General features: G+C 40.7%; 10 protein-coding genes and 1 pseudogene. 2 read left to right on the top strand and 9 right to left on the bottom strand.

All coding sequences use genetic code 11. From position 1 onward, the window contains the following. Positions 1–153: 153 nt before the first annotated feature. The 8 genes and pseudogenes from MFF31_RS17315 to MFF31_RS17280 all read right to left on the bottom strand — a co-directional run bounded on the left by MFF31_RS17315 (position 154) and on the right by MFF31_RS17280 (position 7,977). Positions 154–543: a VOC family protein gene (locus MFF31_RS17315; RefSeq protein WP_238189551.1), complete on the bottom strand. Its 390-nt coding sequence runs from the start codon at positions 541–543 to the stop codon at positions 154–156. Positions 544–1,248: 705 nt separating this feature from the next. Further along, positions 1,249–2,043 (bottom strand): N-acyl homoserine lactonase family protein, encoded by a 795-nt coding sequence (locus tag MFF31_RS17310; RefSeq protein ID WP_238189550.1) that lies wholly within the window; start codon positions 2,041–2,043, stop codon positions 1,249–1,251. Positions 2,044–2,182: 139 nt separating this feature from the next. Next, positions 2,183–2,512: pseudogene (locus MFF31_RS17305) on the bottom strand (winged helix-turn-helix transcriptional regulator). 460 nt (positions 2,513–2,972) lie between these two features. Beyond that, a complete protein-coding gene (locus MFF31_RS17300; protein WP_238189549.1) occupies positions 2,973–4,328 on the bottom strand; it encodes an FAD-binding oxidoreductase in 1,356 nt (451 codons plus the stop codon). 183 nt (positions 4,329–4,511) lie between these two features. Beyond that, positions 4,512–4,967 (bottom strand): DinB family protein, encoded by a 456-nt coding sequence (locus MFF31_RS17295; RefSeq protein ID WP_238189548.1) that lies wholly within the window; start codon positions 4,965–4,967, stop codon positions 4,512–4,514. A 50-nt stretch (positions 4,968–5,017) separates the two neighbouring features. Further along, positions 5,018–5,563, bottom strand: coding sequence for a GNAT family N-acetyltransferase (locus MFF31_RS17290; RefSeq protein ID WP_238189547.1), 546 nt, complete (start codon positions 5,561–5,563; stop codon positions 5,018–5,020). 314 nt (positions 5,564–5,877) lie between these two features. Next, positions 5,878–6,624, bottom strand: a complete 747-nt coding sequence (locus MFF31_RS17285) for a class I SAM-dependent DNA methyltransferase (protein WP_238189545.1) — start codon at positions 6,622–6,624, stop codon at positions 5,878–5,880. Positions 6,625–7,002: 378 nt separating this feature from the next. Beyond that, positions 7,003–7,977, bottom strand: a complete 975-nt coding sequence (locus MFF31_RS17280; protein WP_238189543.1) for a glycerophosphodiester phosphodiesterase family protein — start codon at positions 7,975–7,977, stop codon at positions 7,003–7,005. Between the two features lie 415 nt (positions 7,978–8,392). On the opposite strand from MFF31_RS17280, the gene MFF31_RS17275 reads away from it, so the two are divergent. Next, a protein-coding gene (locus tag MFF31_RS17275; RefSeq protein WP_238189541.1) for an IS3 family transposase occupies positions 8,393–9,513 on the top strand; the annotation gives its coding sequence in 2 pieces (ribosomal slippage) (positions 8,393–8,642 and positions 8,642–9,513; 1,122 coding nt in all). Positions 9,514–9,534: 21 nt separating this feature from the next. Then, positions 9,535–10,578, top strand: a complete 1,044-nt coding sequence (locus tag MFF31_RS17270; protein ID WP_238192111.1) for a DUF3626 domain-containing protein — start codon at positions 9,535–9,537, stop codon at positions 10,576–10,578. 294 nt (positions 10,579–10,872) lie between these two features. On the opposite strand, the gene MFF31_RS17265 is transcribed toward MFF31_RS17270, so the two are convergent. Beyond that, positions 10,873–12,630: a hypothetical protein gene (locus tag MFF31_RS17265; RefSeq protein WP_238189539.1), complete on the bottom strand. Its 1,758-nt coding sequence runs from the start codon at positions 12,628–12,630 to the stop codon at positions 10,873–10,875. Positions 12,631–12,679 lie beyond the last annotated feature (49 nt).

Raw genomic sequence — 12,679 nt, 5'->3', positions numbered from 1 at the left:
CTCAGGTTAATATCCATGGAAAAGTTCCGTAATATTTTTGTCTTTGTTTTCAATGCTTTAATGACTACAACCTGCCAAATGACGTAGAACCAATGCTATTAATACAATTCGTACTATATTGAAAGTCGAAATACCTAACCCTTGCTTGGCTTGTTATTCTGCATAGATGGAGTGGATGTTTCCTTCGGGATCGGCAAAAAAAGCGGCTGTATGTCCCCATGGCATGAGCGCAGGCTCTTTAATTGCAGTACCGCCATTTGCAATAATTTTCTCATAAGCTAAGTGGACCTGTTCAGGCGAATCGCACGGGAAGCATAATTCAAAAGCTTGTCCCCTATGCGCTTCAGAATAAGAAGGATGGTCATTTGTATTAGCCGCCATTAATTGATTGGAACAAATGGATAGGCGCACACCACTATTTTCAAACTCCACGTACTCTTCAGAGTCGACAATAGTTGGGAAACCAAGCACATCCCGATAAAATCGAGTCATTCGGGTAACGTCATTCGTTAACAACGTGATTACGGTTATTTGAGGTTTCATAGATAAAACTTCCTTTCCGGATTTTTTATTAAAACATGAAGCTAAATTACGGAAGATCAGTCATTAATCCGTATTGTTGCTTCCCTCCTCAGCGGTGAGATATTCTTGTTATTCAGGCGAATTCTTTACAAGCTCGTCCAAGGTTTCTACGATACCTAGAATTTCAACCTGAATTTCTACGTTGGGGCTGATTTGTATTTACATTTTGGGGAAATCTACGAATTGACTACGGTCCTTGCCCTCATAAAAAACATATACATTATCGAATAGCTAATCGTTCAGTAGATTATCTCACCGATTGCCGTGTACCTACTGTTATCCGTTAGTTTAATCATTAAAATGAACTAAAACAACATATTTTGGGTGAATTGTTCAGAAAAATAAGTTGTTCTTTTCCTCCTTTAAAAAACGAAGCACATTTTTTCATGTGCTTCGTTTTTTTATCTTTGTTCTTAAAAAATTTGATTAGTCCGTTTATGACGCGATCCTCGTTTGGAAACCTTCATGTTTTTTCTTAAAGAGTTTCAGTATTAACTGTACATGTTGACGATAAAGTAATCATTTTACTTAGGATTTTCGATAGAAATATTCAAATGGTCAATTTTGTGAAGCCTAGAGAGATTCCGCACAGACTGGCCCCCTGCTCTTAGGCTTCCGCTGTGATTAGTTTCACTTCTCATCTCGTTTATCTTTGTCTACTACCTCTCAACCATAGACAGTCGGTTGTACAACAGGATCATGATTGGCTAGGACGGCCAAACAATCGTTCCTTTGAGAAAAGCGTTGCACCCATTTCAACGATTCGAGCGCTTGCTCTTGACTCACCGTTATACCGGGCAACAAAATCTCCTTCCATGAACGCTCAGAATACCCGACATCCGAAGCAAGCAATAGCCATTCGTTCTCCAGTCGTATGAGAACAGAGACTTGCCCTGCTGTATGTCCCGGCGTAAACACTAAATAAATCAGACCGTCGCCAAACAAATCTTTCCCTAATCCGTAAGGTCCATGGGGAATGGATTCGAATTCAAACGTTTCCAGCGGCAGACCTTCATACCACTTCTTTTTGAACGGTTGCACATGCTTTAGCTCGATGTCGCTCACATAGAAACGTTTCGCTCCATCAAGCAGCTTCAATCCACTGATATGATCCACGTCCAGATGCGAAACTACGACGAGATCAATATCTTTTGGAGATAGACCCTTAGACGCAAGCTGTTCCCTAATAGACGAACCCGGTGAGAGCCGGTATTCCACAAAATGAGCCGCAGCCCCCAGATGCTCCAGAGGGTTCGTCCTTACTTCTTCATGCCAACCTGAATCAACGACGATTCGACCTTTCGGATGCTCGATCAAGTAAGAGGATATTGGTAGCCACTTCTGAAATTGTTCCCCTCTCACATTGACGGGCGGCACCTCGCCTAGCTCTTTAAAGGGCAATGCCCGATCTACTTTCACCTCACCCGTATGCATGACATGTACTTTCACTAGAGATTCCATATCGCTCCCACCATTCCATCAGAATTTATAGGTATTATTCGCTCTGATTTCATGATAGTAGCATCACTAATGAAGATTCAAGAACGCACTTTAAAGTGCGTGACTATCCTAAAAGTAAGGTAGTCCTTAAGTTGCTTCTTCAATTCTTGTCCGTTTCCTTCAACCTGAATTTGATTCCCCATTGCTGCAACGATTTCAGAATGGGTTGTATTTCTACTCCGAGCTCGGCTAACGAATATTCGACCTTCGGCGGCACCGTCGGATAGACCTCTCGGATGATAAAGTTATCCTTTTCCAATTCCTTTAACTACTGGGCGAGCATTTTGTCCGTGATATTAGGCAAAGTCTTTTTTAATTCGCTATAACGTTTTGTCCCCTTGTTCAACTGCCAAAGAATCAACGCCTTCCATTTCCCCATTATCGTATTTAAGGCTAACTCAACCGGACAATTGTAAGTATATTCATTCATGCGATATTTGGACACGCAAAGCACCCCCCTTTCCAAAAAGTGAGTATATTACAAAATAGTGCACTCTTCCCGAACGAATTGCTTGCTATTATTATACAGTTTAACTAGGGCCAAACAACTCAAATAGAGGGCAAAGCGAAAGAAAAGGAGCTATTCGTTTCGTCATTGCGGCCAGTTTGATCAAATTTACGATGTTAGGAGATTAAGAATATAGAGAAAGCGAATGACAAGAAAAAATATTAATCGTCGTTGCGAATCCTTTTGTTTGTTATTTAACAGTGAACTCATTTCATCTCTTAAATGAAAACAAGGCAGCCACTAGTATTTACTGGCTGCCCTCCTCAGAGAAGTATTACGTTTTTCTGATTGCGATGTCTATGTGGACATAGTTTGTTAGATTTTTCGTATACATCCAATTTGACAATTAATGCATACTGAGATGTTAATAATTCTCCCTTAATTAGATTCTCACTTTTGCCGGAGGAATACTTTGAGGATTATTAAATACATTTTTCGGATCATATTTAGCTTTTACTCTACGCAGCCTAGGATAGTTCTTGCCATAATATACTGGTCCAGAATGTTTTATACCTTGATCCGGAACATTGATATACGATCCTACAATATATGGCTGTAGCTTCTTCCTTGTGTTCCGAGCTAAGGCAATATTTCTAGCTGCATGAGATGGCTTAACCCATGAACTATTCCACTCCACATAGAATTTCGCGTTGCGCCAATAAAATGCCGTGGCTTTAGGTGCAATGCGTTTTATTGCACCACCCCAGTTAAGGAAGAAAAATCCGGCTGGAGTCCCTCCTTCTGCTTTTGTAAGAAATTCACGCATGACTTTGTAGGCACTATTCGGAAATGGACGTCTTCCGAATCCACTAGAGAACTGGTTACTGAACTTTTGGGTAAGCACTGGATCTGGGGCTAATAAAAACTTAGTTGCTTCGATATATGGGAGCGATCGGATTGTTCTTTTCGTAGTCGTCCCCACTCTAAGAATAGGTGCTAATTGGCGTAGGGCCTCCCTTTTAGAACCAAGGTACAACCCGAGCATGCTGACATTTCCGCCTCTTTTGGGGCCAACAGTTAATTCGCTGCCCAACTTGGTACTGGCGTTTGGAGCCCATACTTGCCATTTCTTTACGACTTTTTCGAACTGCTCCCATGGCCAGGTAATGCTGAAGACTGTAGCTTTGGCAGGGGAGCGCAATACTTTGAATTTGTATTTTGTGTATACGCCAAAGTTACCGCCACCACCACCACGGGAAGCCCATAGGAGATCGGAGTTTCGTTTTTTATTTGCCCTAATAACTCTTCCTTTTGCATCAACCATCTCTAATTCGAGTAGATTATCACTGATGAGGCCAGTCGTCCTTTGAAGCGGACCTATCCCTCCGCCGAGTGTAATTCCACCAATCCCGACCGTTGGACTGTCACCAAATGGAGCAATAAATCCTTGTCGTGCTAGGGTATCTACGATTCTCCCTACCCGATTACCTGTCTCAACAACGACAGTATTGTTTTTTTTATTTAACATAATTTTTTTCATTTCACTGACGTCGATGACAATACCACCGTTGACCTGAGAAAGGTTGGGCTCTAAAGCATGCCGTCCGCTTCTCGGGCGAATTGGAACATTATTAATACGAGCCCATTTTATAGCGTTAGCAACATCTTGCGTCCTTTGGGCAAAAACAAACACTTTAGGGAATCTGTCCGTATGAGGATCCCAATTTTTACGAGCCGCTTCATAACCCGGTTTACCTTTGAAAATAACTCGCCCTGTTAGTTTCGTATTTGTTCTCATATATCCAACTCCCTATGATTAAATGAATGTACATTTCTACCACAAATTAGGCAGATACCATATAACATATGTAGGGGTATTTAATTGGTATGGACTGAAGCGGATGAAGTACAAAAAGAACCGTAATCAAAAGATCACGGCTTTCACAAGTTACTACATTATAATGTGGACTATTTGGCCCTTTTAGAGCCTAGCGAACGTGATGTAATCGACTTGAGCTGGCTCTGCTGATTCGATCCGAAGTGTCCGGTTGATTTGTCCCCGGTGATATTGCCCATGTAAGATGACCTGCGATAGGATGTCCCGGACGGACGTTTGGAACGGAACCCCGCTCTGGTTCTCATAGTCGATCATATCATCCAACTCAGATTCCTCGAGCCCTTCGATGAAGATGCGATATTGCTCGGTGTTTTCTTCAAACATCGTCCGTATCATCGTGAGGTCTCCCGCTTCCTCCCACAACGAATATTGTGCGCTACCCTTGCCCTGCAATCGGGACAGCCAGACTCGTTCCGCGACCGCGACGTGCCGAACCAGCTTCAAAAGGTCCTTGTTCTTCGTCTCATTCTCCTCGAGTGCGTCCAAGATGCGTCCATCCGCCCAGTACAGGTGGTCCATCATGCACTTGATCGTCTTCATTTCGGTTTCCCCTCTTCGTCTTATCGAATACTTGAGTCTACAGTTATACTTTACTTTTTGTTCCATTCCTCTGCTAATATGCCATAAACAATGTGGTCAACATAATAGTCATATAGCCACTCAGCTTGCCTAATACATCCTTCATTAACAAAGTTTAATCCTTCAGGAATACTCCTGCTTTTTTTATTTCCTGCTGCTACTCTAATTTCAACTTTATTTAGTCTTAATTCGCTAATAGCATAATTTGTTAATGCATTAGCTACCTTGGTCATAATTCCTTTCCCTTGAAACTTTTCTCCAAGCCAATAACCTATGTATGCTGTTTTGTTGGTCCAATTAATACTATTGAAGCCTGCAACCCCAACGATTTTTCCTTTATATAATATAACTGTATTCAAGCTCTTCCTTTCTGCGAAACCTTTTAGACATATTTTGATAAACTCAGTTGTATCTTCAAGTTTTTTTGTTGTATCTAGCCAAGGAAGCCATTCTCTTAGATAGATTCTCGAACTATTTGTTAATTCAAATAACCTTTCTCCATCCTTTACTTCTATTAATCTTAAAGATATGTCCTCATCTATTTTATGTACAAACATTGTATCACTCACCTTATGGTTAATTTTGTATTTTACATATTATATTAAGATGTTGGTGATATGGCAGTTTGTTTAGCAGGTTACGATAGATAATTCAAAGTATCCCGAAAAACTGGATGGTCTTTTACACGTTTGAGGGATTTGAACGCGGATATTGTCATGAAAAGTTCTCCAGCAAACAGCTTCGAAATACCATCTTCAAAAGGAAGCCGTAAATAACGCAGAGTGGGTGCGACACTTACTTAATAAAACTAAAAATAAAATACACTTGCTCAGTAACTAATCGGATTATATTTTTTCATCCGACTTCTATCCTAACATTTCCTACAAACGCTAATAATAGATGAAGATGACGGAGAGAACGGCGTTTTATCCCAGTTAGCATATTGATGTTCGATGCGAAAGCCATGACGAGTTAATAAAGAATGTAGTGTATATTGATCCGTGAACCGACAAGCAATTCGGGAAGTTGTTCGCTTATGTCCCCAATCACGCATAGTGACCCAATGCATGATATGCTGGCTAGCATCATAACATTGTGTACCTGATACCTTGACGTTATGTCCATCTTTATCAGTAAATGATCCCCATTCTGTCTCCTCTTGATCGGATAAATCCGTTCCCTCCGGATTACGGGACTCGAATGAAAAGATTCCATTGGGTTGTAAATGTTTGTGAACGGTCGTGAGTAAATCGATTTGATCTTGATCACTTAAAAATGCCTGAAATGCATTACCAGTCAAATAAATCATCGCAAATCGCTTGTCTGATTCGAAAGTACGGGCATCGCCTTCCATAAAAGTAACAGTCAACCCTTCCGCCTTCAACCGCGCATATGCGAGCATCGCTGAAGAGATATCTACACCGGTTATCGTTATACCGGCTTTCGACAGGGGTATCGTTGTTAAACCTGTACCACATGCAAGTTCTAACACTTCCCCTGAACTTGCTCTAGCAAGCTCAAGATAGAACTGATATTTGTCCATTTCACCGTCAAATTCAAGATCGTAATTTACCGGATCTTCATATTCTTCAAGATTGCTATGTTCAATCAAAGCCATTTCACCTCTTATTTCATGTTTTACATATCGATTTATCAAAATGAATCTATTGAATTAAATAAACACAATGTTGCAATGAGGAATAATAAGCTCTAAAAGAAAAAACTTATGCTTATATAGACGCAGAAATGTAAACGAAAACCCTATCACCAACATCGCGTTCAACAGTATTATTTTACTACTTTTTTTGATAATTCGTTTGGTAATAAATATTTTTAATCAATTTTTATAGAACCTTATATATCCTCTTTAAGTCGATAATTACTAAGTTATCCTTTCTTTTAATTATTACGTGTAGTTGCCTCCTACGAAAAACTACAATCAGCGCTGCGGCTAAATGAAGAATCAACTATGTTTGAAGAATTACATGCTGAGAAATCATTTAGTAACTTTATCAACCCTATTTGTCCATATATACCCCTGATATCCTTCTGGAATTTTTTTAAGGCTTTCTTTTGTGTCAAATCCTTCTGACCATTTCCCATTTCCCTCTACGATTACGACTCGCGTATTGACAGATTCCATTCTATCAACAAATTTATTTGGCCAACCCCATAAATACTTCGCATAATTTAAAGGTAAATGTAGCTCCATATTATGCAATTCTTCCGGAATATATCCCGTCCAACCTAATAATTCATATTTTAAAAGCGCATCTTTCATCATTGTTTTCGTTAACAATTTCAACTTTACATGTTTTGAACGTAAATACTCAAATCCCTCGCTGTCCCCATCACCATAAACTGTTATTTTATCTAATTGTTCCTCTGACATTTTACTTAAATATGAATCCCACAATACTTTTGTTGCTTCCATCTCTCCATCTTTGTCATGAATTAATAACTCTTTATTAGGAAAAGTTGCAAAAACCTCATCTAAGCTTGGTATCATACCAATGCCTTTGCCGCGAAACGGATAACTCTCTCCATTATCAGCCGTATATCTATAGCCCACATCTAGCTTCTTCAATTCGTTCATCGTATAATCTTTGACTACACCTTTCCCATTTGTTCTATATTCTAAAGTGAAATCATGAAAAACAGCTAATTGATGATCCTTCGTTAACTTAATATCTAATTCCACTACATCAGCACCATTATCAAATGCTGCCTTCATAGATGGAATTGTATTTTCTAAATAAGGGTGTTCCGGAGGATGAATGATTTCAGCTGTATTCGTATCATTCTCTACCTTGGAAATATCGAAGGTTTGAGCCAACCCTCTATGAGCTAGAATCTTATAATTTGTATCTTTCGAATAAAATAGACTCGTATTATTCAGCCAAACCATAACAACCAACAAGGTTAATACTCCAAAAATGATAAGTGTCCTTTTATCTTTTCTTTTTTTCATTTGTGTATCCTTTCTTTTCTCACATAAAATGAATCTCAACTAACAAATCTCTAGAGGGAAGATGATTTTAATCATTCTTTATATTAAATTATCGATCTTAATTAATTTGAATATCAATTTAAGAGGCTTTGTGGAAACTCCAGTTTCATTAGGGGGCCTAGGAGGTTATTGTTCAATGAAACGAGTGTCCAATGTATGATGTGACACAAGATATAAAATTATAATACTATCGAAGCCTTTGCAATAAAACTTGTAATTTAATACTATATAATATTTTATAAAAAGGGGGCTGCCTATGGAATTATCGAAATCTCAGCTATTAGCTCAAGAGCATATGGATCGGCTACACTAAGTTGGACAGAGAACTTAAGGGCTTGTAGAATAAACCTATCATGTTAAGGAGCGGATCTCTACAATGCCTAAAATACAACGACGTACGTTTACAACTGAATTCAAAAAGCAAATGGTGCAGCTCTATGAAAATGGGAAAACCAGAGCTGCGATTATAGAAGAATATGATCTTACAGCCTCTGCTTTAGACCGCTGGATCAAGCAATCTCAGTCAACAGGCTCCTTTAGAGAAAAGGACAATCGATCGTCAGAAGAAGAGGAATTGATTGCTTTACGAAAAGAGAACCAACGTTTAAAAATGGAGGTAGATATTTTAAAGCAAGCCGCGCTGATCATGGGACGAAAGTAGCTATCATCGAGAACAACCGTGATAAATACTCGGTATCAGCAATGTGCGACGTCCTACAAATCACAAGAAGTACATTTTATTACGACGCCCAAGAACGAGCCACAGAAGATGATGTCACTGAAGCTATTGTGGATATCTTTCTCAAGAACCGAAAAGCCTACGGCACACGCAAGATTAAAGTGAAGCTTCACGAGCGTGGTTTCATCGTATCCAGACGCCGAATTGGCCGTATCATGAAAGAGCAAGGACTCGTTTCTACTTACACGGTGGCACAATATAATCCCCACAAATCGTCCTGTAACGAAGCAACAACGACAAATGTTCTGAAGAGGGAGTTCGAGCAGACAGAAGTTAAACGCTTCGTCGTCAGTGATTTGACGTATGTGAAAGTCCAGAACCGATGGCATTACATTTGTGTGCTGGTCGATCTGTTTAATCGAGAAATCATTGGGCGTAGTGCAGGTCCGAACAAGGATGCTGCTCTAATTACCCGCGCCTTCGCAAGTGTTGAAAGTGATCTACGTCAGATTCAATGGTTTCATACCGACCGTGGCAGCGAGTTCAAAAATCAAAAAATGGACGAGCTCTTGGAGACGTTTGAAATTGGTCGATCACTAAGTATGAAAGGCTGTCCTTACGACAACGCTGTGGCTGAAGCCACATACAAGATCATGAAAACGGAGTTTGTGAACCAAATGACCTTTCAGAATCTCACTCATTTAGAATTGGAATTATATGATTACGTTAACTGGTTCAACAAGCATCGTATCCATGGAACCTTAGGCTACATGACGCCTGTTCAATATCGACAAGAAGCCCTTAAGAAAGTTGTCTGATTTACTGTTGACAGTCCACATATAACAAATTACGCAAGAAGCCGCAAAAATGAGATGGAGCAAACCATTAGGGACATCCTACGAATGTCCAACATCGAGCGGAAGACATTTGAACATGCTATCACAAAACTAAAATCTTACACAAATATTGCGCTACACTTTCACCCAGATAGATTAGATCCGACCATGAAAAGCGTAGCTGAAGCACTACTTGAGCAGGGAATTTATAAAAGCCAGTTTGAGACCCTCCTATCGAATGGAAGTCTATCAGCATTTTCAGGTGGTGAACGAGACGTTTGGGAGAAAAAAATGTTTGGCGGAGCGTACCAAATAAATGGCTCAACCAATAGCGAACGGCCCAAGTATGAGGCACTCAATGTCATGTTACATCCCGATGGGCCTGCTCCACGTTTTGGATCATGTTATTTCCTTTTATCCACTGAGGTCTCTCAACGTTGCACTTACACTTATTTGGATTCTCACCAACACCCCAAGGAAAAGGGAACGTATGAGGAATTTGACCTCATTTGGGCTGCTCTCATGAAGGATGCGTTCTATAATAATTATGCCATTGGTGAAAAAAATCTAACGATTCAAAAGTTAATCCACCATATGATCGTCAATCTTGAGAAACCATTCCAAAATCCATCAAACAAAGTGCCAAACCGAAATCTTGACCACTATATCGAAGCTCAGGTTCATGGTAACATTTCTCTTAAAGAAGATGTAAAAATGCTTGTTGCCGATCCATCATTTAAAGGCACGGATACAGGACGAATCTTAGAACAGATATGTTTAAAGTATTCAGTTGATCTTTACTGGCACATGGGTTTTACACTTTTGGTTGATGAGGTTCCTATGAATTTTAGAGGTCCTTCGATGCCTTCACTAGCTAAAAGAATTGCGCAAAATGATTTTATTGATGTGAATATGATCGGAACGGCGGCTATGGACTTGAAACGAAATCCAAGTAATTGGAGCGATAGAGGAACCTACAAAGAAGTTCTGCAAGAGTTAAAATTACTGTGGCATGTTTTGGTTCAATATGGAAAACCAATGAAATAGTGAACAAATCCCCGTGAAGATGGAGCAATTTTGCATCCTTCTCCTTCAGTGACTAATCTGCTCGTTAGCATTCCGATAAATTATAATAATATATACCGACTACCACTTTATAACTAACGTTCATCATCTTTCATCTCAGATTATAGAGAAACCCAACGACTAGAAAAAGTCGTTGGGTTTCTCATTCGTTTAAACACGAATAACTGTTATGACGGTGCTCATAGATACTCATAGCCTTACTCCTATTAACTTATAATTCTTAAAAAAATTCAGATCCGTCAAAAGCAATTCCGATTACTGATACGTGGTAAAGAAAAAGTGCGTTGCGCCATTGTCGCCGGTCACACCGGTCAAAGTAGGCATTGCGCCTATGATTGGCAGTACCAAGTTTAGTGGAACCGCACTTTGCCAACCTCCATTAGCGTAACGGATCGTATGCCATGCCTGCCCATCTTGAGTAGTAAAGACGAACTGCGTTTGTCCGTCAGCACCAGAGCAACCACCTATTGCGATGACTCGTTTCTCTACCTGCAACTCTTTTCCTAAATCATTCAACCCCGTCCACTTCCCACCATTTCTATAACGAATTGTATGCCATAGATTTGATTGGTTTGTAGCGAATACAAACACCGCATCCCCGTTGCTTGGACCTTCCGCCCCCGCAATCGTAGTGACGACTCCTGTCCATTTTGTAGAAAGTTCGGCCGAAAGGTTGCCTAGCGGCTGCCAGCTGCCGTTTGCACGTCGAATGGTGTGCCAAAGGTGTCCGTCATTTGTAGTGAAAACAAATTGTGTTGCCCCATCGGCGCCGCCAGTTCCGCTGAGAGCGACTACGTTTCCAGACACCTTAACTTCTTTTCGGAGGTCGCCAATCGGCTGCCAATTTCCGTTTGATTCACGAATTGTGTGCCATAGATGACCATCGCTCGTTGTGAAAATAAATTGTATCGTTCCATTCGGCCCGCTCGCTGCTGCGACTGCTGCAACACCTTTGGAAATTTCAAGCAACTGAGATAGATTGTTCGGCCCCGACCAACTGCCATCCGCTAGGCGAATCGAGTGCCACAATTGTCCAATTTCCTCAGGTCCTCCCCAGATCGTAGCGAAAACTAAATGAGTATCGCCGTTTTCTCCTTTCGCACCTGCTAGAGAAAGGATCGGACTTTCAATACTAAATCTATTAAGCAGATTCTCCAAGGGCTGCCAGCTTCCATCCGAGTTACGCACAGTATGCATGAGACTTTTGGTTGCATTAGACTTGGGATACGAAATTGCAACTAACTGCATGTCTGAAGCGCTAATGTCCGTGCCTCCATTAATAGCAATGCCATCTTTCATAATGGACGCCGGCAACTTGTAGCACATGATAGAGTTAGGATCCGCAACCACCGTTACATTAACGAACGGGTCAAGCGGAGTAAGTACCTGCACTTTTGTCTTCTCGCGAGACCACTTGTAACGATCTGCAAAGTAGGCGATTGCCTTTTCCGAGTCAATGAGATTTACGATCTCTGGGCGGAGATGCTCATGAGGAAAGCCAAGTGTATGACCAGTTTCGTGACGAACGACACGTTGGAATACATATTCTGGCGTGTCCATAGTGAATCCTTCGAGATTCATCGTGGGCTGATCAGAAGTGATTTGTAGAATATCTGTCCCGTTATAGGACCAATATCCTTCACCATCAAAACTGACTCGGACTAGAGGATTGTTAGAAGATTCCGTAAACTGAATATTTCCGGACACGTTCCATGCATTCATGTGGCTAATAATCCGAGCTTTCAATTCAGCAGATGGATTACCGAAAAATCCGACGGTCAGATTTACACCGCTTCTACTCCAACGTTTCGTTGTACGTAAAGCCAATTTAAGGGGATTTGATTGCTCCTCTTGTGACAAAAGTAGAGTTTGGTAGGCTTTTGGTGCATTCTCGGGGTTAATCTCGATCGCTTTCGCTGCCGCTTTGACTTGAAGTTTGGAAGGAAGTTCTTTGAGGGTACACATGAATGAGTCGGATAAGTGAGTTGTTCTGGATGGGGGTATGCTACACATTGCTGACACCTCCAGTTCAAATGATAAAAACACATCTTAAGTATACCGT

This window comes from Paenibacillus sp. L3-i20 (genome assembly GCF_022180385.2).
Classification (GTDB): Bacteria; Bacillota; Bacilli; order Paenibacillales; family Paenibacillaceae; genus Pristimantibacillus.
The sequence above is the reverse complement of the archived record's forward strand: the minus strand, read 5'-3'. Positions and strand labels throughout refer to the sequence as shown.